This window comes from Paenibacillus sp. VMFN-D1 (assembly GCF_003386155.1).
GTDB classification, from domain to species: domain Bacteria; phylum Bacillota; class Bacilli; order Paenibacillales; family Paenibacillaceae; genus Paenibacillus_AQ; species Paenibacillus_AQ favisporus.
This window is the reverse complement of the sequence record NZ_QRDU01000001.1, coordinates 538,712-564,150: the sequence shown is the minus strand read 5'-3', so window position 1 is coordinate 564,150 and position 25,439 is coordinate 538,712. Positions and strand designations below refer to the sequence as shown.

The following is a 25,439-nucleotide window of genomic DNA, read 5'->3' as shown; positions in this document are numbered from 1 at the left end:
AAGTAAAACCGGATTCCTGCATCACGACAAAACTAGAAGAAAACCGCTATCAATCTACAAGAAACAATTTTGATGTCGTCCGTTTGAACAGCTTCCACCATCCGGCCTTGCCCACCGTCTCCGGCGACTTCAGCTCAAATTCCTTCAGCACCTTGCCGCCTTCATAGACGACCAGTTTACCGAGAACCTGTCCCTGCTGGACCGGAGCCTTGATCTCCTTCGGAACGACCATTTCGTGGCGGATATCCGCTGCCTTGGCGTTTTTCTTTGTCAGAACGCTGTAGGTTTGTCCGGCCTTCAAGGTCAGTTCCTTCGTATTACCCTTGTTCACCTTCACCGTACCCATCACGTCACCCGGATTGAAAATGGTATGCGTGCTGTACTGGGCAAACATATAATCGAACATTTTGGACACTTCTTCGTTCCGCGTCTTGGTGTTAGGCTCGCCCAGCACCACGGCGATCGCTCTCAGGTTGCCGTTCTTGGCCGTAGCCGAGAGGCAGAACTTCGCCTCGGAGGTATACCCCGTTTTGAGACCGTCGGCCCCTGTATAGAAGCGGACCAGCTTGTTCGTATTCACGAGCCAGAAGGGCTTTTCGGAATCTTTTCGCAAATAGTCCTGATAGGAACCGGTGTATTTCGTAATTTCCGAATGCTTCAACAGTTCACGGCTGATCACCGCGATATCATGCGCCGAAGAGTAATGGTTCTCGGCAGGAAGCCCGTTACAGTTCACGAAATGGGTATCCTTCAGCCCCAGCTCCTGTGCCTTGTCGTTCATCATTTGGACAAAGGCCTGCTCCGTGCCGGCGATTTTTTCGGCCATCGCCACCGAGGCATCGTTGCCGGAAGCCATAGCGATGCCCTTGAGCATTTCGTTGACCGTCATCTCTTCACCCGGCTCAAGGAATATTTGCGAACCGCCCATCGACGCCGCATATTCGCTCGTCCGGACCATATCGGTCATTTTCAGCTTGCCCTCGTCGATAGCTTCCATGGTCAGCAGCATGGTCATAATTTTCGTAATGCTTGCCGGCGGAAGTTTATCATGGCTGTTCTTCTCATAAATGACCGTTCCCGTATCCGCATCCATAAGGATGGCTGACCTAGCATTCGCCGCCAGCTCCACGCCCGGAGCCTGACCGCCTTTTGGCGCTTCTTCGGCATACCCCAGATAAGGCAGCGCCACCGTGGACAGCCCGAAGGACAGCGCGAGCGCCAGTATCGTTTTTTTCAAAATAAGTCCCCTCCTGACCTATTGTATAGATTGAACTAAAGCTTTTTATTGAACTTCCTGATATGAAGGCCTGATACGGCCTATAACTTTCATTTCTTTAGTTCATTTCTATATGGTTCAATTGAAATGGTTACTGTCTTTCAGTTTCGTCAGGATCACAGGAAAATATTCCATGCCAGGGGCTGCTTACGCCGAATTATTTTTAATACACGCAAAAACCCCCGCAGGATGTCTCCTGCGGGGGCTGCTTGAATAAACGGCCTTGCATATTACATATGAGGGATGACCGCAAGCACCAGGCCGAGGAACTTCTCGCGGACTCTCTCGGTCGTTTCCATAACCTCTTCATGGGACAAAGGCTGGTCCAGAATGCCTGCCGCCATGTTGCTGATGCAGGAAATGCCGAGCACTTCCAGGCCGGCGTGCCGGGCCACGATCGTCTCCGATACCGTCGACATGCCGACAGCGTCTGCACCGAGCGTGCGCAGCATGCGGATTTCGGCCGGCGTTTCGTACGTCGGTCCAAGCAGGCCGGCATATACGCCTTCGCGAATCGGAATGTTCTTCGACGCGGCCGTGTCCTTCAAGAGCTGGCGCAGCCGCCGGCTGTACGCCTCGGACATATCGGGGAAGCGGACGCCAAGCGCCGGGTCGTTCGCGCCGATGAGCGGATTCCGGCCGGTCAGGTTCAGATGGTCGGTCAGGACCATCAGGTCTCCCGGCTCGAAAGCCGTGTTGATGCCGCCGGCCGCATTGGTCACCAGCAGGCTCTTCACGCCGAGCTCTTTCATGACCCTTACCGGGAAAGCCGTCACTTCCGGGCCGTAACCCTCATACATGTGGAAGCGTCCCTTCATTAAGACGACGTTTCGTCCTTCAATCGTACCGAGCAGAAGCTCTCCCGCATGGCCTTCTACCGTCGACACCGGAAAATGAGGGATATCCTCGTAGGCAATGGATATGCCGTCCTGGATCAGGTCAGCCAGTATTCCGAGACCGGAACCGAGTATGAGGCCCACTTCCGGTTGAACGCCTCCCTTACTTTGGATAAAGGCGGCTGCCTCTTGAATTTGCTTCAGCTGTGTCGTTGACATGCGTATAATCTCTCCTAATCGGTATTGGAATGATCCCGTCCACGGGGATGATGCTCTTCATAAACGTCCTTCATCGTTCTTTTCGTACTTGTGGTGTACATTTGGGTCGTCGCCATATCGGCATGCCCCAGCATCTCCTGTACGGAGCGCAGATCGGCTCCGTTCTCCAGCAGGTGCGCGGCAAATGAATGCCTGAGCGTATGCGGCGTAATCTCGCCTTCAATCTCCGCATCGGCGGCGTATTTTTTCAACACCTTCCAGAATCCTTGGCGCGTCAGGCGGCTGCCGGTCAGGTTCAGGAACAGGGCTCTGTCGTCCGAGGAGGTTTCCCGTACGAGCGGATCCCGCATTCCGGTTATATACTCCTTGACCGCCCCGGCCGAAATCCCATTGATCGGAAGCACCCGTTCCTTGCCAGCGCTGCTTGTGCAGCGGAGGAAATGCATGTCCAAATTGACATCGTCCACGTTCAGGGAGATGAGCTCCGATACTTTCAAACCGGTACCGTAGAGCAGTTCCAGCATGGCTTTGTCCCGAAGCCCCTGCGGTGCGGAAACATCGGGGGCTTCCAGCAGCCGGTTCACTTCCCCGATGGACAGAACTCTTGGAGGCTTCTTCTCCAGCCGGGGAGCGTCGAGTCCAAGACTCGGATCCTGCCGGATGACGGATTCCCGGATCAAATAATGAATAAAAGACCGTACGGAAACCAGCTTGCGGGCGAGCGTCGCCGGGGCCATGCGCTCCTGCTTCTTCAGGTTCAAATACATTTGGATATGCGTCCGTTTGACCTGATCCGCCGAGTTCAGCCCCCGTTCCTCTATAAATTCCACAAACTGACGGACATCACGGGTGTACGATTCAAGTGTGTTACTGGACAGCCCTTTCTCCTCACGGATGTACCGAATGAAGGGCTGTACATACTGCATCATGTTGTGAAACAGCTCCTTCGGGTTCATTTTGGATTGACGTATCTTCATCCTGTTCTACTTCGACAGCAGGGCGGACGTCCCCTGCCGGAGGCATTATTCACCATACCAAAAATAAAAACGGAGCCTGTCCCCCATCCGCTCACCTTCCTGCTTCCCGTCACCGGACTGGAACGCCTTGACGGCATGGCCCTCCGGAATGCGGTAATGGTCCACCGGCGTGATCCAAGCGGTGAACAGGGTCAGCACATGGTAGAACATATAGGCCAAAGAAACGAACACGATCAGAAACTTTAGCACGGACAGCCATTTTCGCAGCGGAATGATCATCCCGGAAGCACCTCACATTCTTGAAGGAGACGCCTCTCCTTCCCGTTCATCCTTGCTATATCCAGCATATGAACGTTTGTCCTTATGTATGCCCCGGGACGCCCCGACCAAAAAAGCCCCCTTCCGGCAGCATGCCGGGCAGAGAGCTTTGATCGTCAAGATCATATTATAAAATCGTTGTATGATTACTTGTCATCGCTGCCGCCGTTGTCTTCCTTCGCCTTACAGCGGTAGCATACCCCGTGGAAATCAAGACGGTGATCCGAGACGGTGAAATTGAATTCCCGTTCAACCCGCTCTTCCAGCGGTCCAAGCCAGTCCTCGCGGATCTCATCCATGCTCCCGCACTTCACGCAGATCATATGATGATGGTGATGCTTGGCCGTATCGGTGCGTAGATCGTATCTGGCTACACCGTCGCCAAAGTTGATCTTCTCAACGACATGCAGCTCGCTCAGCAGCTCCAAGGTACGGTACACGGTTGCCAGACCGATTTCCGGAGCCTTTTCTTTCACAAGCATAAATACGTCTTCCGCACTCAGATGGTCTTCTTCATTCTCCAATAGTACTCTGAGGGTAGCTTCCCGCTGGGGTGTCAGCTTATAGCCCTGGGATTGTAATTGTTGTTTGATTTTATCGATCCGTGCTTCCATTGTCTCCCTCCCCACAGGAAAATCTCTGCACCTATCTATAACCGCTTCTCTCATTATATGGGGAGTTGCCAAACAAAGTCAAACGCTTTTGCCTCACATGCCGGTGATGGCCGGAGCGTGGATCAGCATGGGCGTCACCCATCTCATCATCGTGGGAGTCACCCAGGTTTCAAATGAGGAGATGCCGAGCATGATCAGCCCCATGACGAGCGTCATCCCGACATACGATGCAAATGGGCGGGTAATGTTGCCCGGACGCTGGAGCATCACCCGGTTTTTAATAATATGAAGCGAAAAGGCGATCGCCGATACGCTGCAAACGATCAGAACCGGAATGATAAGCAGGTTCGGCGGAGCTACCGACACCAGCGCAAACAGCAGACCGTGCCACGAAAACTGGCCGACCAGGTAGCCAACCGTAAAGCCGACCAGAACGCCTTTCAAAAAATCGAGGATCAGAATGCCCGGCAGGCCGATGACCGACAGGCCGAGAATCCAAATCAGACCAACCCATTTCAAATGCAGCCCGGCGATGTCCCAGTAGGAGTGCGCAGGCTGGCCGGCCTCCGCTCCCTGATTCACGGTTACGAAAAAATTGCCCAAATACCGTCCCAAGTCCTGCTGCTGTTCAAGGGAAAGAGCATTGACCATGAGCGCGCCGAAGATGACTCCAACCAGAAACAGTACGGCGACAAAAATATACAGGATGTTTTGTTCTTTCAGGGCATGGCGGAAAGCTCGCATGCAGTTTCTCCCCTTTCCATTCGCATACCCTTACTGTATGAAGGCAAGTCCCAAACTATGTCTTGGACACGGACGTCCCTTCCACTTTCCCGTAAGTTCCCCCTCCGCCCGAGGTCAGCTTCAGGGTACCGTTTCTTGCCATGACGATCATCCGCGCCAAATCGGTGCCCACAACCTCGGCAATTTCTGTTTCAGCCGCATGATGGAGAATCGACATTTCCGTACCGAACCGCTCCAGCAGCAGCTTCATTTTGGCCTTGCCGAGGCCCGGAATGAACTCAAGCGGGACCTGGTAATGATATGCAGGCCGGAAGGCAGGCATGTACGGCTCCTTGCGGTCGGCGATATCGAGGATCCGGTCGAGCACCCCCTGTACCCGCTTGGTGCTGCCGCAGAACGGGCAGCCTGCGCCCCCATGTTCGATGTCCAACACGCGGCTGCAGCCATGGCAATAGGTACGGTGGTACTTGCCCAGGCGCGGATTGAGGCCGTAGTTACCTGTCACGCACCTGCCGTCCGCCCTCTCCATCGCCTTGCGGAACTCGGCAAAGGTCGGCTCCGCCAAACGGATCCGGTTGTACTCGCGGGCGATTTTACCCAGGGAATGGGCGTCGGAGTTGGTTACAAACGTATACGGATCGAGCTCCGATATCAGTCCGGCCATTTCCGAATCGGAGCTCAGCCCAAGCTCGATTCCGCTCACAAGCCCCGGGTCGAGCACATGCTCCATTCGCGGCGTCATGCTGCCGTACAGGCCTTTATGCGGAGTGAACACGTGGGCAGGAATCATGATGCCTCCCATATCGTATACCTTTGCCTGCAGTTCCCGTCCGGAAACGTAAATGCGCTGTGAGCTGAGGTTTACGTTCTTCATATGTTCCGACATCCAGGCCGTAAAGCGCTGCATCGTGGACAGGTCCGCAAAATAAACGAGCAGATGCGCAGCGCCCTTACCCTGTTCATAGATTTCAATTTCGGAACCAAGAAGGATCGTAGTCCCCCGGTAGGCGATCCCACCGCCCTGCACTTCATTCATTTCACCGGATTCCAGGCAGTCGATGATGTCCTTCTGGACGACCGGCGAGTGGCAGTCGATAATGCCCACCAGCTCGATCCCTTTGCGCTCCGACGCTTCCTTGGCGATGTTCGCGAACGTCAGATTGGAGCTGCCGCTGATTTTGACCGCATGCCCGTCGTTCGTCCTGCCGATATGGATGTGCAGATCCGCAAAGTATTCGCTCAACATATCCGACTCGTATGCAAGCTCTTGGTGACTGACACGTTCCGGACTGCTCATACGCGGAATTCACCCGTCAGCTTGTTCAACTTCCAGGCGTACACCGCCATAAGTGTCTTGGCGTCGCTGATCCGGCCTTGCGAAATCGCCTCAAGCGCCTCTTCCATCGTCAATTCCAGCAGCTCCACGAACTCGTCTTCATCCGGCGCCGCATCGCCCTCTTGAAGCTCATGAGCCACGTAGAGGTGGATCACCTCATCGGCAAACCCCGGAGAAGTATAGAAGGAATGGAGCAGCTCCAGGCGGCCGCATGTATACCCCGTTTCCTCCACAAGCTCGCGCTTGGCCGCTTCCATCGGATCCTCCCCTGGCTCCAGCTTCCCTGCCGGGATTTCAAGCTCGCACCGTCCCATGGCCTGGCGATACTGGTCGACCAGAATCATCCGGTCATCCTTGATGGCCAGAACAGCTACCGCACCGGGGTGGCGAATGATTTCCCGTGTAGCCGTATTGCCGTCGGGAAGCCGGACCTTGTCAATCTGCAACGATACGACCTTTCCCTGAAAAATAGATTCGGTGGACAGGGTCTCTTCCTCGAGATGTTTGGACGGTTTCTTCATATGTGGCAAAGACTCTTTCATTCTATGATCCTCCTTATAGTACGTGCTCAACAACCTCTTATATTTAAAACCTAGCATTTTTGGCCATGCTGACACATATGGTCTTATTATAACAAACTTCACCCCAAGGAAAGAGGGATCCCTTCATGAAAAGTTACCATACAGCGAACTCGGTCCATATGGTAGGACGGGCCTGGCAGATTAAAATAATGCTCCGCCAATTGCAGAAGGAATGGAACCCCGACACGCCGCTGCAGCACATTTTGCAATCGCTCGCGTCCTCCCGGCGGGATCATTAAGGGACAGATGAATCTTTGTCCTTTAATATCCCCCGAAATCCCCATGTTTTCGGATATGATCTGAAAACGATAAGCGATTTAACTTTTTAAACATTTTTTTTAGCATTCCCGCCAACTATTCACTCACCAGGTTGTTCTATATATTGGAGGGTACAATTATGACCAAAGATGAATTGATGACGCTGCTGCAAGCTTACCCGAATTCCCCGTCCCTGCATTTTAAGCTGGGATTATGGTATAAATCGCGCGGACACAACAGTGAGGCGATGACGCACATTCGAACGGCTCTGACGCATGCACATGATGACTCCGGAAGTTTGCCCCATGCTGAAAGCTTTGACGAAGCGCAGGGATGGCTCGAGTACGGAAGGCTCTTATATGCATGCAGCCGTACCGAGGAAGCCGAAGAAGCTTTCCGCCGGGCGGTCAATCTAGGACAGCATCATCGGAAAACGCTCGCGGAATGGGGAGCACTGCTCTACGACGCCGGAAAGACAGATGCGGAAATATGCCGGCGACTTCTGGAAATGGTCCCGCCCTCAGACACGACCGAACTGCAGGTCGGCCAAACGCTGGCGGATCTGGGCGCGTATGAGGAAGCCTTTGGCATCCTAAGCCGTTATACGGATGACGTACGGTTCAATGAATCCGTTCAACTCATTTATATTTTGTGCCTTATTCACACCCATCAATTCAAAGAAGCGCACGCGCGGCTGACGCAGCGCACGATGGATCCGGACAAGGTCGTGGTCAAATCAGCTTCTCATTCTGTTACCGCATCCCATGCGGCATATTTGTGCTGCCGTGTTCTTCAGGAGGGCCGGGGATTGCCCGAATTGTCCAGGTTTAACCGGCTGGAAACAGCCAAGTCCGCGATCGTGCTCGGCATGGTGGACATGGGGATGTCCCTTCAGCCCGAACCCTCGTTCCATGAATCCAGCGAATTGATTTATACCCTTTACCGGGAGGGCTATGTGGAACAGGCCAAAACGCTCCTGAACCAACTGGAAGGAATTCCGACGCACGAGAGAAGCCAGAGCTCGCTCGAACTTTGCTTTATCGCCGCTGAAATGCTGTACGATCAAGGTGACTTCGCCAAAGCAGCGCAGCTGTTCGAGTCGATCTATGCAACGGATCCGTCCCACTCCATGGCACGGTTTGCGGCAGCCTCCTGCTTCCTGGAGGAGACCCGTACCTCTTTGGATCACAGACAGGAACGTCAAGTGATCGGCAGTGATCTGTATTTTCAAATTGACGAATATTTGACGAATATCACCCTGGCCCTGCAAATTATCCAATCCACCAGCTGGCATACGGTATGGACCCCGGCACAGCGCAGAAATCATCCTGCCGCGGATCGCCGGCGTTATGTTCACTAACCTGCAAGCCTACCCGTTTGCCCGTGAAGAAGGATGAGCCCAGCAAAAAAGCTGTTCCAGCGCGGTTTGCCGCATGCATGGAACAGCCTGTTTGTGCAGGTTCATTCTGCTGTATAGGGTTAAAGCTTTATTTGACGGTTTCCTGAATGATGCTGAGCACCATTTCAGCCGCTTTGACCATATCCTCCGCGCGGATCCGTTCCTTCGTCGTATGTATGTCCTCATAGCCGATGGCCAGATTCACCGTAGGAACTCCAAGCCCGTTGAAAATGTTGGCGTCGCTACCGCCGCCCGAACGGAACACTCTTCCGCTCAGTCCAAGGCGCTCAATTGCACGTTTGGCCAGGCTCACCACAGGATCGTTTTCGTTGAAATTAAAAGCGGGATACACGATTTCGCTCCGGAACTCACACTGGGCGCCGAATTCGCGGACGGTCGTTTCAAGCGCTTCCCGCATGTGGGTGATCTGCTGATCGACCTTTTCCTGAACGATGCTGCGCGCTTCCGCATCAAGCTGGACAAAATCGCACACCACATTGGTCGCTCCGCCGCCGGAAAATTTACCGATGTTGGCTGTCGTCTCCTGGTCGAGCCGGCCCAGCTTCATTCGCGACACCGCTTTGGAGGCGACCTGAATGGCGCTGATTCCGTCTTCCGGATTCACGCCGGCATGCGCCGATTTGCCAAAAATCTTCATTTGGATTTTAGCCTGGGTTGGTGCCGCAACGGCAATCGATCCGACCTCTCCATTAGAATCGAGAGCAAATCCAAGCTCAGCATCCAAATCCTGCGGATCCATCGAACGTGCTCCCAGCAGTCCGGACTCCTCACCGACCGTAATTACGAATTGGATCTGTCCATGGGGAAGCCGCTGCTCCTGGATCACGCGGATCGTCTCAAGCAGAACCGCCAGGCCCGCTTTATCGTCCGACCCCAGAATCGTCGTCCCGTCACTGCGGATCCAACCGTCTTCTCCCAGAATTGGCTTGATCCCTTTACCCGGGGCTACGGTATCCATGTGGCAGGTGAACAATAGCTTCGGAGCTTCCGCGCCGCCTTCCCCCTTCCAGGTCACGATCAGGTTGCCGGCGCCATGTCCGGTTTTGGCCTGGGAGTCGTCTTCAACAACCTCCAGTCCAAGCTGCGTAAATTTCCGCTTGAGCAGCGCGGCGATCTCCGCTTCATGGCCTGTTTCGCTGTCCACCTGAACCAATTCCATAAACTCCTGTATCAAACGGTCTTGTTTAATCAATGGACTTTCCTCTCCTTCGGCGTTAAGTTACAATAGTACATAGGTTGTCCCGGCTCGACATTGAGCCTTCATTAATGATGAATAAAGGAGCTATTTATGCAACGAAAAAAATGGTTTCGCGTTTTTGTATACCTCATGCTCATTGCCATGGTCGGATCCGTCGTCTTTGGGCTCGTCGAGTCCTTAATAGCCCGCTGATTTCAGCGGGCTTTCCTCTGCCCCTTGGGCTGAAACGGCCTCAAATCCGAATACCTCGGTAAAGAACGGAACAATCTCCTTTGCCACCTGCTCGACCGCGATCGGCTTTCCAATGCAGTCCTCAAGCGACGTGACGCCATACTCCTGAATTCCGCACGGTATAATGCCCTGAAAGCCTTCGTTTTGAATGCCGGACGTTATGTTGAAGGCAAACCCGTGGCTGGTCACGAACCCTCTTTGGTGTTTGCACTTGTTGAATTTGACCCCGATAGCGCAAATTTTCAGATCGCCTACCCAGACTCCCGTATATTCGGGCTTGCGGCCTGCCTCGATCCCGTAATGCGCAAGGTAATTGATGATGACCTGCTCCAGATTGCGCAAATAGCCGTGCAGATCCAGTCCTTCCTTGCCCGCCAGCAGCAGCAGCGGATACCCGACCAGCTGCCCCGGACCGTGATAGGTAATATCGCCGCCGCGGTCGATTTCAAACAGCCCGATGCCCTGCTGCTCCAGCTGTTCCTTGCTGAGCAAGAGATGCTCCGGATGCCGCTGCGATCCGATCGTATACGTCGGTGGATGCTGCAAGAGCAGCAGGGTTTCCTGCTGCTCTCCAAGGTCTATGCGGCTGACGATGCTTTTCTGCAAATCCCAGGCCGCACCATAATCCATCATCGGCGTATAGGATACTTCAAGTTTGGTTGTCATGACTGCTTCACGCCCTTTCAGATGATGACCAAGCTTTCAAAGACTTTTCATTAGTAAACTTTGGTATCCAGCGTATAGCCCTCCACGTTTTCCTTCACGCGCTGCAGGAAGCGTCCGCAGATGACTCCGTCCAAAATCCGGTGGTCCAGCGACAAGCAGATATTCGCCATCGAACGGACGGCGATCATATCGTTGATCACGACAGGCCGCTTCACGATCGATTCGAAGGTCAGGATGGCCGCTTGCGGATAGTTGATAATCGGGTAAGACAGAATCGAACCGAACGACCCGGTATTATTCACCGTAAAGGTGCCGCCCTGCATATCCTCCAGCTTAAGCTTGCCCTGCCGCGTTTTTGTCGCCAGTTCTTCGATTTCACGGGCGAGACCGGCAATGTTTTTCTGGTCAGCCCGTTGAATAACCGGCGTCATGACAGAGTCTTCCGTCCCGACGGCGAGGGAAATGTTGATGTCCCGTTTCACAATGATCTTGTTGACCGCCCAGACCGAGTTCATGATCGGGTAATCCTTGATCGCATTGACCACAGCCTTCAGAAGAAACGCCAGATAGGTTAAATTATAGCCCTCTCTGCGCTTAAATTCATCCTTCAATTTGTTGCGCAGCAGCACCAGGTTGGTTACGTCGACCTCGATCATCGTCCAGGCATGCGGAATTTCCGACACACTTTGGCGCATGTTCGTCGCAATGGCGTTGCGGATCGGGGTGACGTCGATCATCGTCTCGGCGCGCCCGTTCTGGTCCTCGAGTTCCACGGCCGGAATACGCGGCGACTCGGTCATATGCAGACCAGACTGCCGGCTGGATGCCGGCGGAACCGGGATGTACTGCTCCGGACGGACCGCAGGATTGGCATGCGGCAGCCCTTCGAACGGAGAATGAACCTCTCTCTTTGCCGGAGCTTCTGCAGCCCGGCCAGTTTCCGTAACCCCTCCGCCGTTTTCGATATAAGCAAGGACATCCTTGCGGGTAATCCGTCCACCCATGCCTGTTCCTTGGACGGCGCTCAGGTTTACGCCATGCTCGGCTGCAAGGCTTTGCACCGCTGGAGAATACCGGCCGCGCATCGACTGGTCTCCGGAGGCTTCAGCCTGTACTGGGGCCGGTGTAGTATGCGGCTCCGCCTGCGGCCGTTCCTCCGCCGGAGCCCCAGCAGTGCCTGCCGCCGCAATGCGGCAGATGACCTCACCGACGGCGACGGTCTGGCCTTCCTCGGCGACCCATTCTCCCATAATCCCGTCCACGGTGGACGGGATTTCCGCGTTGACCTTATCGGTGATGACCTCACAGATCGGCTCATACTGTTCCACCTTATCGCCAGGCTGCTTCAGCCATTTGGCGATAGTGGCGGACACGAGCGATTCTGCCAGCTGCGGCATCACCATATCGGTAAACTTTTGATTTGACATATTTTCACTCCTTCATACGGCAATTCTCAATAAACCGCCAGTTCGTGCATGGCTTGCTTGACCTTATCCTTGCTCAGCATAAAGAACTTCTCCATCGGCGGACTGATCGGCATGGCCGGCACGTCCGGACCACACAGCCGCTTGATCGGCGCATCGAGGTCGAACAGGCATTCTTCCGAAATAATGGCGGACACTTCGGCGCCCACACCGCCCGTTTTGTTGTCCTCGTGTACGATCAGCACCTTGCCGGTTTTGCGGACGGCCTCAATGATGGCGTCACGGTCCAGCGGCTGCAGGGAGCGCAGATCCAGAATATGGGCCGAGATGCCTTCTTCTTTCTCCAGCTCTTCGGCGGCTTGAAGGCAGAAGTGCAGCGGCATGCTGTAGCCGATGACCGTGATGTCGGTTCCCTCGCGCAGCACGTTAGCTTTGCCGATCGGTACAGTATAGTCGTCCAAAGGCACGTCGCCCTTGATCATGCGGTAGCATTTTTTATTTTCAAAAAACAGCACCGGGTCCGGATCGTTGATCGCAGCTTTCAGCAGTCCTTTCGCGTCATAGGCGGTAAAAGGCGCTACGATTTTCAAACCGGGGGTGCCGAAGAAGATCGATTCCGGGCATTGGGAATGGTATAATCCCCCGAAAATGCCTCCGCCGATCGGCGCACGAACGACGACCGGACAGCTCCAGTCGTTGTTGGAACGATAGCGGATTTTCGCGGCTTCACTAATAATTTGGTTCGTTGCCGGCAGCATGAAGTCGGAGTACTGCATTTCCGCGATCGGCTTCATGCCGACCATGGCCGCGCCGATCGCAACGCCGGCGATGGCGGATTCCGCCAGCGGCGTGTCGATGACCCGCTCCTCGCCGAACTGGTCCTGCAGGCCTTTGGTCGTCGTGAACACGCCGCCTTTAACGCCGACATCCTCACCGAGGACAAACACGTTTTCGTCTTTTTCCATTTCTTCTTTCATTGCCAGACGAATCGCATCGATATATTCCATTTCGGCCATTAGTATACCCCCTCTTCGCTATCGCCCGCATACACATGCTTCAGCGTATCCTCGGGTTTCGGGAACGGAGCATTGTCGGCCAAGTCGGTTGCTTCCTTGATCTCAAGAGCTAACTGTGCTTGCAAGTCCGCATCCTTTTCTTCATCCCAAATGCCGCAGCTGATCAAATATTGTTTAAAACGGACAATGCCATCTTTTTTCCAGTTCTCTTCCACTTCTTCTTTGGTCCGGTACGCCAAGTCGTTATCCGAGGTGGAGTGCGGAGACAGGCGGTACATCATGGCTTCGATCAGCGTAGGTCCTTCACCGCGGATAGCACGTTCACGCGCTTCCTTCACGGCTTTGTAGACCGCAAGCGCATCGTTGCCGTCCACCCGGATGCCCGGAAACCCATAGCCAAGCGCACGGTCGCTGACTTTGCCGCTGATTTGCTTATGAAGCGGTACCGAAATGGCATACTGGTTGTTTTCGCACATAAAAATCACAGGCAGCTTATGAACGCCCGCAAAGTTGGCTCCCTCGTGAAAGTCCCCCTGATTGCTCGAGCCTTCGCCAAAAGTGACAAACGAAACGAAATCCTGTTTTCTCATCTTGGCGGACAAGGCTACGCCTACGGCGTGGGGCACTTGGGTCGTGACGGGGCTTGAGCCCGTTACGATCCGCAACCGCTTGCTGCCAAAGTGTCCAGGCATTTGCCGCCCGCCGCTGTTCGGATCGTCAGCCTTCGCAAAGGCCGACAGCATCAGCTCGTACGGAGTCATTCCTACCGATAACACAAATGAATAGTCGCGATAATAAGGCAAAAAGTAATCCTTTTCCCGATCCAGCGCAAACGCCGCAGCGGCCTGGGCCGCTTCCTGGCCGATTCCCGATACGTGAAAGTTAATCTTGCCAGCCCGCTGCAGCAGCAGGTTACGCTCGTCAAATTTGCGCCCGAGCAGCATATATCTGTACATGTCGATGACTTGGCCGTTGGTGAGTCCAAGCTGCTCATGCTCATGTGGCGTGTGAACAGTACCCTGATCATTCATGGGAGGTACCTCCTTATTTTAGAGCCTGCAGTCTGTCCCTGATCTACTATTAAAACCTGGTACTAAGACTTGGCTTAACCCTATTATAATCATAACCGCGGCGAAAAGAAAAGAACCGATTGTAAATTTTGGTCTTACATTCCGATGGATTTGCCGTCTACCGCCAGCATCGCCTCGCCCAAAATTTCCGAGAGCGTCGGATGCGGATGCACCATCTGTCCGATCTCCCAAGGAGTTGCATTCAAAAATTGGGCTAATGCCGCTTCGCTGATCAGGTCGGTCGCATGGGCACCGATCATTTGCACGCCTAAAATGTCGTTTGTCTTAGGATCAGCTACTACTTTTACGAATCCTTCCTTGCTCCCCTGTACCAACGCCTTCCCGATGGCCTGGAACGGGAATTTGCCGACCTTGACCTCGAATCCGCGGCTGCGGGCTTCCTTCTCGGTAATGCCGACACTGGCCACTTCGGGTCTGGTGTACACGCATCTTGGAATCAGATCCGCATCCCCCGGGTGAACTTCTTCACCTGCCAAATGGTTGACGGCCGCAATTCCTTCATGGCTTGCCGCATGCGCGAGCTGCAGTCCGCCAATGACGTCGCCGATGGCATAAATATGGGACTCGCCGGTTTGATAATGTTTATTGACTGCTATAAAACCGCGCTCCACCCGGACATCCGTGTTCTCCAGACCGATGTTCTCCACATTCGCCTGGCGGCCGATCGACACAAGCAGCTTGTCCGCTTGAAGCCGTTCGGTTTTTTCCCCAACACGCACATCAATCTGCACCTGATGATCCGCTGCTTCGTATGTCTCCGTCTGCAATTGAGCCCCGGTAACCATTTTGATGCCCCGGCGCGAAAACGACTTCTGAAGCTCACGGGCCACCTCTTCATCTTCTGCGGGAAGCAGCTGGCCTGCCGCCTCCACGACGGTGACCTCTACGCCGAAATCGTTCAGCATCGAAGCCCATTCGACACCGATCACGCCGCCGCCGACGATGATGATGGACTTCGGAAGCTCCTCCATTTGCAGTGCCTCGTCGCTGGTCAAAATATGTATTCCGTCGGGTTCAAGTCCAGGCAGCACTCTTGGACGGGAGCCTGTGGCGATAATCAAATGCGTCGGAACCACCGTCTCCATCTCCCCATCGGCAAGTTCCACGGCAACGGCACCGCTTTTCGGCGAAAAAATGGAAGGACCGATGACCCGCCCTTTTCCATGAACCACCTGAATTTTATTTTTGCGCATCAGGTACTGAACCCCTTGGTGCAGCTGATCTACGATCGCTTCCTTTCGCGCCTGAACCTTGGGAAATTTGAGTGCGGCCCCTGCGGTTTCGATGCCGTAGCTCTCGCTTTCTTTGATCTCTGCGTATACTTCCGCGCTCCGCAGCAAAGACTTACTTGGAATACAGCCGCGGTGCAGGCATGTTCCTCCCAGCTTGTCCGCTTCGATAATAACGACTTCCTTGCCCAGCTGAGCTGCGCGGATTGCAGCCACATAACCGCCGGTACCGCCGCCCAGAACGGCTACGTCACATGATATTGTCATTGTCCATCCCCCATCTTAACATGTTTATATTGAAACCATTTGGCGCATAACTTATGACAAGTTGTGCCCGGAGTAAAAAGCACTCCATCGCTTTTATATTGTACTCGGTTTTCACCGCATTACAAAATGTTATCACATGTCCGGAAATAGACAAAGATTCGCCGGACGAGTTATGATATAGTGGACTAAAACAGGCCAACAGGAAGGGATTTTTCATGAAACTGATTATTTCCCGCTTTATCGCCATCCTGATCCTCGTCATTCCGGGACTGGCGGCAATGACCGGATTTTTGTTTATGAAAGATGCGGTATTCGAATATTATTCGCTCCACGGCGATGCAAGCGTCGCCCATCCGTCGTTTGCGTGGGGACATTTTGTGCTCGGCCTGCTCCTGTTCGTGGCAGGGATGAGCTTTCTCGGCGGCTGGATTCTGTTCCGGGACCGCAAACGAAACTATGTAGGGCCACGTTTCAAGGAGAAGCGCAAGCCCAAACCGCCCGTACAATCATCATAATGCCGGATTCCAAGACCAGGAATCGAACAAAGAACCCCGGACTGCAGATTTATCTCAGAACGGGGTTTTGTTGTTGGTCCGAATCTTGATCGGTTTCGCTGGCGATAATGTCTAGAACGATGTCCTCCTTCACCAATCCGTACTCCGGATTCCCCAGCACCGGAAGATTCGTCAGCGTTCTGCTCGTTAAGACGACCTTCAGCTCGTTATCGCGGTTGTAAAGCACAGATTCGACCACAAAGAAATTGTTCAGTAATCCCGCAATGATGGCGATTTGCTGCGGGCTCAATTTCGGCGGGGGCACGCCGGCTTTGGCATACTTTACAACCGGTTTTGCCGGCTTGCGCCGTTTCTTGTTATCCATGGACCGGTTCACCCAATCACCCCGCTTCAATGTATTCCTGCTCACTTTAGGATATAGCGGATCGTGTGAATTGGTGTATCCCAATTTGCCGCAAAAGCTGCAGCAAGCGATTAGACAGTAACCGGACCGGATAAATTATTCGTACAGCGCCTCTCTCAGCTTGGTGGACATCCGTGATTCCTTCGATGAAGACTTCAGCAGCGTGAGCCGCAGTTTATGGTTTTGCTGAACCGCTTCTTCGAGGTCCGCGAGCAGACTACTGACCAGATCTTCCACTTGCGGATCCTTGCCGAGCTCTGCTGTCAGTTCAGCGATTCTTGCTTTATAAGCTTCTATTTTTTCCTGCATGATGCGTCTCCTCCAAATGCTCATTCGATCCTTCTTATAATTAACCATACCACGGCCAAATGCCTGCACGCCACTTTCGGTTATTTTTGTAGCCATGTCCGTTTTAATTGTGGTACTCTATAAAAGTCGCAATTTTTCGTGTTTTGTCATCATATAGAACATGAACGGGTTATGCTAACGGGAAAGGAGCAGGCTGAACGTGAATAAAGGACGGATTACCGTAATTACGGGACCCATGTTTAGCGAAAAATCGGGTGAACTTATCCGCCGGTGCCAAAAACTGATCCAATACGGGCGGAAAAAGCTGGTGGCTTACAAGCCCGAGGAGGATCAGCGCTACGCGAAGGATGAAATCGTCAGCCGGATCGGATACCGGCTGCCAGCCATCTCCATTCCGCGGCAGTTGACCGCCGACATCACCGCCAAAATCCTGGCGGAAACCGCTGACGCGGATGTGGTCGCTTTTGACGAGGTTCAGTTCTTCAGCAAGCCGATCCTTGGCCTGGTGGAAGAGCTGGCATACAGCGGGAAGCATGTCATCGTGGACGGACTGAATCTGGACTATCGTGGAAAAGAATTCGGCTACATAGGCGGGCTGCTGGCTATGGCCGACGACATCCAGCTGCTGACCGCCTTTTGTGCGGTATGCGGCAGCCCGGAAGCCGTGTTCACACAACGGATTGTCAACGGCCACCCCGCTCCGCTGGGCTCGGTAATCATGATCGGGGATTCCGATGATTACGAGCCGCGGTGCCGGTGCTGTTTTGTTCCACCGCATAAGGTCAGTGCCAAAGGCAGCGCCTGATCATACAAAAAAACTCTTCGGGATGATGAGCAAGATCGATCAGCACATCATCCGGCGAAGAGTTTTTTTATGATTCCCAAACATCGTCCATCAGTTTTTTGATTTCGTCCGTGCGCCGTTTGGTTGCAGCCGGATCGGTCACCCATTTTCCGTCCTTCAGTTCCACAGCGTCTCCTTCCTTCACTTGAGGATCCACTTGTTCACGGGGTACGGCCTGGATGTTACCGTCCACTTCAATGCGGCAATACGGTCCTTCATAGCCTTCGACATATCCCGTCATCGTTCTCACCTTTCTGTTCGGAATGTCACCTTCTGCCCATTCGACTCCGCTTCAATCGTTCCCTGAAGATCGTTACGGTATACCTTGACGCCCTGCTGCTTCAGCCGGTTTAGAATGACGCTTTTCGGATGGCCGTATGTATTGTCTGCACCTACCTGTATGACCGCATACTTCGGATGAACCCGTTTGAGAAATGCGAGCGTGGTCGACGATTTGGAGCCGTGGTGCCCCACCAGCATGACATCCGCCTGCAGATCCGTTCCGGCGTCAAGCATATCTCGTTCGCTGTCCGCCTCCGCGTCACCGGTCAACAGAAAAGAAGTGCGGCCGTACGTTATTTTCACCACAGCGCTCATGTTATTCGAGTCGTCATAACTTTTTCGGGGCGCCAGCATATCGACATGAACATCATCGTCCATATCCCAAGAGATCCCGGCCTTGGCCGTTTGTACCTTCAATTTGGCGTTTTTTACGGCGCGCAGAACGGATTCAAACGTTTTCGTATTGGCCTGTGCTTTCGGCATATAAATACGGCCCACCGGAATGTGGTTAATGACCGCATCCAGCCCGCCGATATGGTCAGCATCCGGATGAGTTCCGATGACCGTATCGAGCTTGGTGATGCCGTATTGCTCCATATATTGCAGCATCAGCTCTTCTTTGTCATTGTTCCCGGCATCAATCAGCATCGTTTTACCGGAAGGGGAAATAATAAGCTGAGAAGCTCCCTGCCCTACATCAAGAAAAACGACCCGAAGGTTCGCCCCGCTGGTGCTCGCTGGGGTGCTGTTGTTCTCCGGTGCCGCCGGGTTGATCTCCAGACTGCATCCGCTCAGGATCAGCAACGCCGTGATGACGCCTGTCAGCAATAAAGTGGTTATCTTGGATGTCTTCATCATCGTTCCTTTCACGGCTGTAGCCTTAACAAGTTAGTAATAACTGCCAGAACGTTATCTTATCACGAACCGTACTCGGGGTACAAGGCTAACTGAGCATCACCTGCTTGAAGAAGACCGTTTTTAAACGTATAGCTTAAGGTTAAATCGCCGATAAATTCGGCGGGGGACACCTGCACGGCCGTAGTCGCTTTCAAGGTATTCCCCTCAAGGGTATACGTCATAACGCTTCCGATCCCCGGCGGGTACTTTACAGGGCCGGACTGCAGTTTGGATATAGGGATGACCGTCCGCTCGCCGCGAATATTCAGCTCGATTTGCTTGTCCGTCACTTTACTGTCGAACTGTTTTAAAAATGCCGTATATGCATCCTCTACAGGTACGGGTTCCGCTGTTTCGGCATACACGAGCGGATTGGATGTATAAATGCCGGTTCCATATCCTGTCGTTAAAATGATAACAATATCCTTCTTGCCGTCATCCGTCAAATCGGCCCTTTCGATGATTGGAGCATAGCTTGGATTATCCACATTGTACCCAGGGATGTGACGGCTGAAAGTCTGAGTCTTCAGCGTTAAGTGTTCATAGGTTCCCGATTCACTGGCATCTCCGCTGATCTGTATCGTCTGGTCGTCGGATTGTGCAAAAGGGACCTGTTTCTTGTCATCAATACGAACCGTGTTGCTTTGGCTGTCATAGGTGACTTGTTTGCCAAAAAGCTTTCCGAAGGTTTGCAAGGGTATCATAATTTCATCATCTATGTGAACGGGTGCCGCTTCAGTCACCCACTCGGTTCCGTTGAGCATCACTTTAATGGGGTCCGGTTTCGCCATGACCATCATTGACGTTGCCGACAACACCATCGCAGCCGTGGTGGCAATGATCCATCCTTTTACTTTCAATGTTAAACTCCTTCCCGTATTCGCCCAGCAAGGTTTCCAATTTTTGATAGTAATATAAGTGTAAATTTAATCAGGCTTGATATCCAGATAAAACTTTGTAACTATATGGAATGAACGAAGAAACTGGATAGTTTTAGTTCAATCCATATATTATTACCCTTTTCACCATGAAAATAATGGATATCGGATTTTTCAGGAAAAGATGGATCTACCTCAAATAAAAAACGCCATACTATGATCATCGTCATAGTATGGCGTATTCTTTAGGGTCATGCTATTCCTTTCACGACACCTTATGCTCAATGCGCAGCTTGTCAGCCACCATCGCGATAAACTCGCTGTTGGTCGGCTTCGATTTGCTGATGTTGATGGTGTAACCGAACAGATGGCTGATCGAATCGATGTTGCCGCGCGTCCAGGCCACTTCGATCGCATGACGGATCGCCCGCTCAACCCGGGATGGCGTCGTTTTGAACTTTTCGGCGATCGCCGGATACAGCGTTTTGGTAATGGCACCAAGGATTTCGATGTTGTTGTACACCATCGTGATCGCTTCGCGCAAATATTGGTAACCTTTGATATGGGCCGGAACGCCGATCTCATGAATGATGGACGTAATATTGGCGTCAAGGTTTTTCCCTTTCGCCATCGGAACCACATTGGACTTGGTCGTTGATACCGTCATATTGCCTGTCGTGATATGCTGCTGCCCCACGAGCTGACGAATACGGCTGGCTAGAACCTCCATGTCAAACGGCTTAAGAATGTAGTAGGAAGCACCGAGTTGTACCGCTCTTTGGGTGATGTTCTCCTGGCCGAAAGCAGTCAGCATAATGATTTTAGGCTGCGGGGACAGATTCATCTCGCGTAGTCTTTCGAGAACGCCCAATCCGTCCAGATGCGGCATAATAATGTCCAAAATCAGTACGTCCGGTATTTTTCTCGATTCACTGATCATATTTAGCACTTCCTCGCCATTATAGGCGATTCCCGTTACCATCATATCGTCTTGCTCGGTAATATATTCCGCAAGCAAATTCGTGAATTCCCGGTTGTCATCCGCCAACAATACCTCTATTTTTTGCACTGGCTGCTTCCTCCTTAGAATCGTTTTCCCTTATTTTTCTGCAGAGATAAGTTTTCGACACCCAACATTAAATTCCTTCTGTCGAAAATTATTTTTGTTTATTTTTTTACCTTGTTGAATTATAATTAATATTTTCATCCATTATTCTAACTATTTCGCGATGAAACGACAAAAAGTCTTAAGGCTACACGGCCTTAAGACTTTTTTGAGTACTTTTCGATTGAGGGAGAACTCCGGAATCCTGAAGCATCCACTCGATGAAGCAACCGTAACCTGACCGCGGATCGTTAACGAACACGTGGGTCACCGCTCCGACCAATTTGCCGTCCTGCACGATTGGGCTTCCACTCATCCCTTGGACGATGCCCCCGGTCTTCTCCAGCAGCCGCGGATCGGTAATTCGGATGACCAGCCCTTTGGTGGCCGGTGATTCCTGCTTCGCCACATGGACAATATTGACCTTGAACCGTTCGACCTGCTGCCCATCCACCACAGTCAAAATTTCGGCCGGGCCTTCTTTAACCTCCTGGGCGAATGCTACCGGGATGCCTTCTTTATACAAGCTGTGATCCGGATTCTGATTCATCTTGCCGAAGATTCCGAAATGCGTGTTGCGCTCAATATTACCGAGGATTTTACTTTCCTTGAGAAAATGCGCTCTCTTCTCGCCAGGTTCGCCATCTTGGCTTTTGGATATCGAGGTTACGCTGGACTGCAAAATTTCACCGCTGCCGACGGAAATCGGCGTTTGCGTGTTCATATCCGTAATAACATGGCCCAGTGCCCCATAAACGCCTTGATCGGGAGCATAGAAGGTTAACGTTCCGACGCCTGCGGCTGAGTCGCGAATATACAGTCCTAATCGCCACACCCTGTCTTCCTGGTCATAGGCGGGGGACAGCTTCGTGCTCATCTCTTTGTTTCCGCGTTTGAATTTGATTTCGACCGGTCGCTTGCTTTTGCCCGCCTCTTCGACTACTTTGGCAACTTTCGCGACATCGTCCATCGGAATCCCATTCATGTGGGTCATTAAATCACCCAGCTGGATTCCGGCATTCTCACCAGGGGACACCTTTGTATCGGCATCTACGCTGACCAAGTGATGCCCAACGACCAAAATGCCCGCCGATTTCACCTTCACCCCGATGGTTTGTCCTCCCGGTATAACCTTGAGTCCGGGAACGACATGGATCTGAACGGTTTTAAAAGGGATGGTTCCGAATAATTTCAAGGTTACTTTCGCCATTCCGCTGTGCTGCGGCGTCAGCTGCAATGGACGTCCTGGAGTCACCTTGGCGGTGACGGCGGATCCGTTGAGATGCAGAACGCCTGGATGGTCGACGGTAGCTTGGGCTGTCACCGGCATGGAGAGCGCTTGTGCCGTTCCCGCAAACATCCTGATTTCATTCGGGATGGCGGCCAGGCTTTGTACCGGCTCTGTTGTTCCTAAAAAACAAAGAAAGAAGACAATGAAAAGACCGAGCATTTTATTCCTGAGGCTGGAGTTCAATGGCTGTCACGCTCCCTTTTGCTTCTTTCGCTTGACGAAAGGTGGTCGCCAATTGCGTACCTTTAAGATTACCCCGCCTCTAGGCTTTTATTACTGTCAATCATTACTCTGGTGCGGATTTGACGGCTTTCCGCTCGTCCGCCAGCTTCAGCATTTCTTGGGCATGATGGAGCGTTTTCTTCGTAATTTCCACCCCGCCGAGCATCCGGGCCAGTTCTTCAACCCGGCCCTTCGTCGAGAGCTCTTCCACACGCGTCATTGTACGTCCTTCATCCACATTCTTTTCAATTAAATACTGATGATCCGCCATGCAGGCCACTTGCGGAAGATGGGTAATCGAAAACACCTGGCAGGTCTCAGCGAGTTTGTTCAGCTTCTCGGCGATGGATTGTGCCGCTCTTCCGCTGACCCCCGTGTCCACTTCGTCAAAGATCAGGACCGGAATGCGGTCATGGCGGGCAAAGATGCTCTTCATCGCCAGCATCATCCGGGATAACTCACCGCCTGACGCGATCTTGCTGAGCGGCCGCAGCGGCTCGCCCGGGTTCGGGGATATCATAAACTCAGCGGTATCAAGCCCCTGTCTGGTGAGCCGGATTTTCCGGCCGTCGACCTCGATCCCCCGCGGATCATCAAGCCGCTCCAGACGGACTTCCAGCGACGTTCGCTCCATGTGCAGGTCCTTCAGCTCGGCCTCGACCTGTCGGGCGAGATCTGCGGCACACTGCTGCCTTGCTTCGCTTAGCTCCAGCGCGGATTCAACCAATCCGTTGAGCAGTCCTTCCCTTTGGGATTTCAGCTGCTCCAGACGCTCATCCTTGTTCTCCAGCAGGCTCGTTTCCTGCAGGATCGACTCGTAATAGGCCAGAATCTGCTCCACGCTGTCCCCGTATTTACGGCGGAGTGTGGAAATGAGATCCAAACGCTGCTCCACCTCTTCGAGGCGCTCAGGGTTAAACTCCACCTGATCCCGGTAATCCCGGAGCTGAAAGGCAGCGTCCTCCAGCTGATAAAAGGCGGACTGCAGCTGCTCAAGTACCGGCCCCAGACCCTTCTCATCATACTTCATAACGTCTTCCAGACGGGAAATGGCCGTGCTGATCACGCTGATTCCCTGATGCCCGTTCAGCAGCTCATAGGATCCCGATACCGCATCCATCATTTTCTCGCTATGGGATAGCTTGACCCTTTCTTCGCCCAGCCATTCATCTTCTCCGGATTTTAATGAAGCGGCTGAGATTTCTTCCAGCTGGAAACGATAGAGATCGAGCATCTGATAAGCTTTCTGGCTGGATTCCATCAGCTCCCGGAGCTCCTTCTCCACTTTGGAGAACGCCGCATACCGTTCCTGATATTCCCTTTTGATCGGTCCGATCAGCGTATCCCCGTAAGTATCCAGCAAGCTGAGATGCCTGTCTGCGCGCAACAGATTCTGATGCTCATGCTGACCATGTATGTTGACCAGCTGCTCGCCGACTTCCCGCAGCATCGTCAAGTTAACGAGCTGCCCGTTGATTCTTGACGTGCTCTTGCCTTGGGACGTCAGCTCCCTGCGGATAATTAAATGCTCTTCATGACTTCCTCCGACACCGATCTTGGCCAAGGCTTCCCACACGGGATGGCCTTCCTGCAGCTCGAACATCGCTTCAATCTCCGCCTTGTCGCAGCCGTAGCGGATCAAGTCCGCCGAGCCTCTTCCTCCGGCAATCAGCCCCAAAGCATCGATAATGATGGATTTCCCGGCACCGGTCTCCCCGGTCAGGACGTGAAAGCCGGGATGAAAATGGACGTCGACGGATTCGACGACCGCCAAGTTTCGGATACTCAATGTTAAAAGCATGATAAAAAGCGCACCTCCGCTAAGGCAAATCTATAATTTGTACTATGAAATAAAGCTGTTGATCATCTGGACCAGCCGCTCGCTGTCCTCATTCGTCCGGCAAATGATCAGCGCCGTGTCATCGCCGCAAATCGTTCCCATGATTTCGTTCCATTCCATGTTATCCAGTAAGACGGCAACGGCATTGGCCGTTCCCGGCAGGCACTTCATGACGACCAGGTTGTTCGTATAATCAATGTGCACGAAATTGTCCACCAGCGCGCGCTTAAGCTTCTGAACCGGATTGTAGCGCTGATCCGTCGGCAGTGAATATTTATACCTGCCGTCATCCATCGGCACCTTGATCAGCAGCAGTTCTTTGATGTCCCTGGACACGGTTGCCTGTGTCACCTGAAAACCCGCTTCACGCAGAGCCTCCACCAGCTCGTCCTGTGTCTCGATCTCCTGCTGGGTGATAATCTCGCGTATTTTAATATGGCGTTGTCCTTTCATAGTGGCCTCCCAAATGTTAGTTGCTCATATTTAATCATCATAACCATTCCAGTCCTCTTCATCCCAATCAAAATGAATACGCCGGATTTCCCCTTCGTCGGCATCGACGAAGAGCACGCCGCCTGAGCCCGGATACAGCAGAAAATAGGGCAGCAGACGGTCGCGCAGACCGGATCCGGTCCATTCCAGGGGCAGGCGCCTTCTGGCGACTTTTACAAGGTACAATACCTCTTCATCGTCCTTCACGACATAATCGATAAACAGGCGGCTGTGATATTCCTCCCCGTCCGCCTCAAACAGCAGCGGGATCTTGATTTTGCCGCCGATCACTTCATAGCCTGCCTCCTCCAGCAGATCTACCGCGGGATGGTCATGTATCTGTTCGTTAATCGGCATTTCCGGTACGCGGGCAGGCAGAGGGTTAAACAGCCATGATCTCAGACCGTACGCGATCCAAATGATCAAGAGCACGCCGATCAGCACCATGACCAGCAAGTCTGCACGTCCCTCCATCCTCATCACCTCGCCTTGGTATTCGCGGAAATGCGGAAGAATCCCTTTTTTAAATGTATAAAAATCCGTTTTTCGAATGTATAAACGCATATAAACAAGCTCATTATAACCCAAACAAACGTTCTCATCAATCGTTATTCCAAAGTTTTTGTTTCAGCAGAATGATGACCGTCCCTACAAAAAGAA

General features: G+C 52.9%; 29 protein-coding genes. 5 read left to right on the top strand and 24 right to left on the bottom strand.

Annotated elements, in window-relative coordinates; all coding sequences use genetic code 11:
• Nucleotides 1-49: 49 nt before the first annotated feature.
• The 8 genes from C7820_RS02680 to C7820_RS02645 all read right to left on the bottom strand — a co-directional run bounded on the left by C7820_RS02680 (nucleotide 50) and on the right by C7820_RS02645 (nucleotide 6,862).
• Entirely contained in the window at nucleotides 50-1,237 is a 1,188-nt protein-coding gene (locus C7820_RS02680) for a D-alanyl-D-alanine carboxypeptidase family protein (protein WP_116229665.1), read from the bottom strand.
• 269 nt (nucleotides 1,238-1,506) lie between these two features.
• Nucleotides 1,507-2,331: a purine-nucleoside phosphorylase gene (locus C7820_RS02675; RefSeq protein ID WP_116229664.1), complete on the bottom strand. Its 825-nt coding sequence runs from the start codon at nucleotides 2,329-2,331 to the stop codon at nucleotides 1,507-1,509.
• 14 nt (nucleotides 2,332-2,345) lie between these two features.
• Nucleotides 2,346-3,260, bottom strand: a complete 915-nt coding sequence (gene xerD / locus C7820_RS02670) for a site-specific tyrosine recombinase XerD (RefSeq protein WP_116231599.1) — start codon at nucleotides 3,258-3,260, stop codon at nucleotides 2,346-2,348.
• Between the two features lie 93 nt (nucleotides 3,261-3,353).
• Nucleotides 3,354-3,587 (bottom strand): DUF4227 family protein, encoded by a 234-nt coding sequence (locus C7820_RS02665; protein ID WP_116229663.1) that lies wholly within the window; start codon nucleotides 3,585-3,587, stop codon nucleotides 3,354-3,356.
• Between the two features lie 185 nt (nucleotides 3,588-3,772).
• Nucleotides 3,773-4,240: a ferric iron uptake transcriptional regulator gene (fur, locus tag C7820_RS02660; protein ID WP_076170043.1), complete on the bottom strand. Its 468-nt coding sequence runs from the start codon at nucleotides 4,238-4,240 to the stop codon at nucleotides 3,773-3,775.
• A 93-nt stretch (nucleotides 4,241-4,333) separates the two neighbouring features.
• Nucleotides 4,334-4,984: a stage II sporulation protein M gene (gene spoIIM, locus C7820_RS02655; RefSeq protein ID WP_105444654.1), complete on the bottom strand. Its 651-nt coding sequence runs from the start codon at nucleotides 4,982-4,984 to the stop codon at nucleotides 4,334-4,336.
• Between the two features lie 55 nt (nucleotides 4,985-5,039).
• On the bottom strand, nucleotides 5,040-6,230 hold the full coding sequence (locus C7820_RS02650) for an endonuclease Q family protein (protein WP_116231598.1): 1,191 nt from the start codon (nucleotides 6,228-6,230) through the stop codon (nucleotides 5,040-5,042).
• 47 nt (nucleotides 6,231-6,277) lie between these two features.
• Nucleotides 6,278-6,862, bottom strand: a complete 585-nt coding sequence (locus tag C7820_RS02645) for an NUDIX domain-containing protein (protein ID WP_116229662.1) — start codon at nucleotides 6,860-6,862, stop codon at nucleotides 6,278-6,280.
• A gap of 125 nt (nucleotides 6,863-6,987) precedes the next feature.
• Here C7820_RS02645 and mciZ point away from each other — a divergent pair, with 125 nt between their 5' ends.
• Both mciZ and C7820_RS02635 read left to right on the top strand, forming a co-directional pair.
• Nucleotides 6,988-7,140 (top strand): Z-ring formation inhibitor MciZ, encoded by a 153-nt coding sequence (mciZ, locus tag C7820_RS02640; RefSeq protein WP_116229661.1) that lies wholly within the window; start codon nucleotides 6,988-6,990, stop codon nucleotides 7,138-7,140.
• Nucleotides 7,141-7,298: 158 nt separating this feature from the next.
• Nucleotides 7,299-8,519 (top strand): tetratricopeptide repeat protein, encoded by a 1,221-nt coding sequence (locus tag C7820_RS02635; protein WP_116229660.1) that lies wholly within the window; start codon nucleotides 7,299-7,301, stop codon nucleotides 8,517-8,519.
• Between the two features lie 127 nt (nucleotides 8,520-8,646).
• On the opposite strand, the gene C7820_RS02630 is transcribed toward C7820_RS02635, so the two are convergent.
• Nucleotides 8,647-9,771 carry a tripeptidase T gene (locus C7820_RS02630; RefSeq protein ID WP_116229659.1) on the bottom strand — a complete coding sequence of 375 codons (1,125 nt, stop codon included), beginning with the start codon at nucleotides 9,769-9,771 and terminating at the stop codon, nucleotides 8,647-8,649.
• A gap of 96 nt (nucleotides 9,772-9,867) precedes the next feature.
• On the opposite strand from C7820_RS02630, the gene prli42 reads away from it, so the two are divergent.
• On the top strand, nucleotides 9,868-9,969 hold the full coding sequence (prli42, locus tag C7820_RS34075) for a stressosome-associated protein Prli42 (protein ID WP_105444651.1): 102 nt from the start codon (nucleotides 9,868-9,870) through the stop codon (nucleotides 9,967-9,969).
• Here the strand turns inward: prli42 and lipB are convergent.
• From lipB to lpdA, 5 genes are all read right to left on the bottom strand, one after another.
• A complete protein-coding gene (gene lipB, locus C7820_RS02620; RefSeq protein ID WP_116229658.1) occupies nucleotides 9,955-10,674 on the bottom strand; it encodes a lipoyl(octanoyl) transferase LipB in 720 nt (239 codons plus the stop codon). The two genes, prli42 and lipB, sit on opposite strands and share 15 nt — an antisense overlap.
• 50 nt (nucleotides 10,675-10,724) lie before the next feature.
• On the bottom strand, nucleotides 10,725-12,101 hold the full coding sequence (locus C7820_RS02615; protein WP_116229657.1) for a dihydrolipoamide acetyltransferase family protein: 1,377 nt from the start codon (nucleotides 12,099-12,101) through the stop codon (nucleotides 10,725-10,727).
• 26 nt (nucleotides 12,102-12,127) lie between these two features.
• Nucleotides 12,128-13,114: an alpha-ketoacid dehydrogenase subunit beta gene (locus C7820_RS02610; RefSeq protein ID WP_089548084.1), complete on the bottom strand. Its 987-nt coding sequence runs from the start codon at nucleotides 13,112-13,114 to the stop codon at nucleotides 12,128-12,130.
• Nucleotides 13,114-14,145: a thiamine pyrophosphate-dependent dehydrogenase E1 component subunit alpha gene (locus C7820_RS02605; RefSeq protein WP_116229656.1), complete on the bottom strand. Its 1,032-nt coding sequence runs from the start codon at nucleotides 14,143-14,145 to the stop codon at nucleotides 13,114-13,116. The genes C7820_RS02610 and C7820_RS02605 overlap by 1 nt, the downstream gene beginning before the upstream one ends.
• 134 nt (nucleotides 14,146-14,279) lie before the next feature.
• Complete coding sequence (lpdA, locus tag C7820_RS02600; RefSeq protein ID WP_116229655.1) at nucleotides 14,280-15,701, bottom strand: dihydrolipoyl dehydrogenase; 1,422 nt, start codon at nucleotides 15,699-15,701, stop codon at nucleotides 14,280-14,282.
• A 215-nt stretch (nucleotides 15,702-15,916) separates the two neighbouring features.
• Between lpdA and C7820_RS02595 the strand changes: the two genes are divergently transcribed.
• On the top strand, nucleotides 15,917-16,216 hold the full coding sequence (locus C7820_RS02595; protein ID WP_076170032.1) for a DUF2627 domain-containing protein: 300 nt from the start codon (nucleotides 15,917-15,919) through the stop codon (nucleotides 16,214-16,216).
• Nucleotides 16,217-16,265: 49 nt separating this feature from the next.
• Here C7820_RS02595 and C7820_RS02590 read toward each other — a convergent pair whose 3' ends face one another.
• Together C7820_RS02590 and C7820_RS02585 are read right to left on the bottom strand one after the other, a co-directional pair.
• Nucleotides 16,266-16,580 (bottom strand): hypothetical protein, encoded by a 315-nt coding sequence (locus C7820_RS02590; RefSeq protein WP_116229654.1) that lies wholly within the window; start codon nucleotides 16,578-16,580, stop codon nucleotides 16,266-16,268.
• Between the two features lie 135 nt (nucleotides 16,581-16,715).
• Nucleotides 16,716-16,928, bottom strand: a complete 213-nt coding sequence (locus tag C7820_RS02585) for a hypothetical protein (protein WP_076170030.1) — start codon at nucleotides 16,926-16,928, stop codon at nucleotides 16,716-16,718.
• Between the two features lie 199 nt (nucleotides 16,929-17,127).
• Between C7820_RS02585 and C7820_RS02580 the strand changes: the two genes are divergently transcribed.
• Complete coding sequence (locus C7820_RS02580; RefSeq protein ID WP_084203876.1) at nucleotides 17,128-17,733, top strand: thymidine kinase; 606 nt, start codon at nucleotides 17,128-17,130, stop codon at nucleotides 17,731-17,733.
• 67 nt (nucleotides 17,734-17,800) lie between these two features.
• On the opposite strand, the gene C7820_RS02575 is transcribed toward C7820_RS02580, so the two are convergent.
• The 8 genes from C7820_RS02575 to C7820_RS02540 all read right to left on the bottom strand — a co-directional run bounded on the left by C7820_RS02575 (nucleotide 17,801) and on the right by C7820_RS02540 (nucleotide 25,253).
• On the bottom strand, nucleotides 17,801-18,013 hold the full coding sequence (locus tag C7820_RS02575; protein WP_116229653.1) for a DUF3006 domain-containing protein: 213 nt from the start codon (nucleotides 18,011-18,013) through the stop codon (nucleotides 17,801-17,803).
• 5 nt (nucleotides 18,014-18,018) lie between these two features.
• Entirely contained in the window at nucleotides 18,019-18,909 is an 891-nt protein-coding gene (locus C7820_RS02570) for a ComEC/Rec2 family competence protein (RefSeq protein WP_258875102.1), read from the bottom strand.
• Nucleotides 18,910-18,971: 62 nt separating this feature from the next.
• Nucleotides 18,972-19,811 (bottom strand): stalk domain-containing protein, encoded by an 840-nt coding sequence (locus C7820_RS02565; RefSeq protein ID WP_116229651.1) that lies wholly within the window; start codon nucleotides 19,809-19,811, stop codon nucleotides 18,972-18,974.
• A gap of 283 nt (nucleotides 19,812-20,094) precedes the next feature.
• Nucleotides 20,095-20,898 carry a sporulation transcription factor Spo0A gene (gene spo0A / locus C7820_RS02560; protein ID WP_076170026.1) on the bottom strand — a complete coding sequence of 268 codons (804 nt, stop codon included), beginning with the start codon at nucleotides 20,896-20,898 and terminating at the stop codon, nucleotides 20,095-20,097.
• A gap of 184 nt (nucleotides 20,899-21,082) precedes the next feature.
• Nucleotides 21,083-22,408, bottom strand: a complete 1,326-nt coding sequence (spoIVB, locus tag C7820_RS02555; RefSeq protein ID WP_116229650.1) for a SpoIVB peptidase — start codon at nucleotides 22,406-22,408, stop codon at nucleotides 21,083-21,085.
• A 103-nt stretch (nucleotides 22,409-22,511) separates the two neighbouring features.
• Complete coding sequence (gene recN, locus C7820_RS02550; RefSeq protein ID WP_116229649.1) at nucleotides 22,512-24,248, bottom strand: DNA repair protein RecN; 1,737 nt, start codon at nucleotides 24,246-24,248, stop codon at nucleotides 22,512-22,514.
• Nucleotides 24,249-24,290: 42 nt separating this feature from the next.
• Entirely contained in the window at nucleotides 24,291-24,740 is a 450-nt protein-coding gene (gene ahrC, locus C7820_RS02545; protein ID WP_076170024.1) for a transcriptional regulator AhrC/ArgR, read from the bottom strand.
• A 30-nt stretch (nucleotides 24,741-24,770) separates the two neighbouring features.
• Nucleotides 24,771-25,253: a hypothetical protein gene (locus tag C7820_RS02540; RefSeq protein WP_116231597.1), complete on the bottom strand. Its 483-nt coding sequence runs from the start codon at nucleotides 25,251-25,253 to the stop codon at nucleotides 24,771-24,773.
• Between the last annotated feature and the right edge of the window lie 186 nt (nucleotides 25,254-25,439).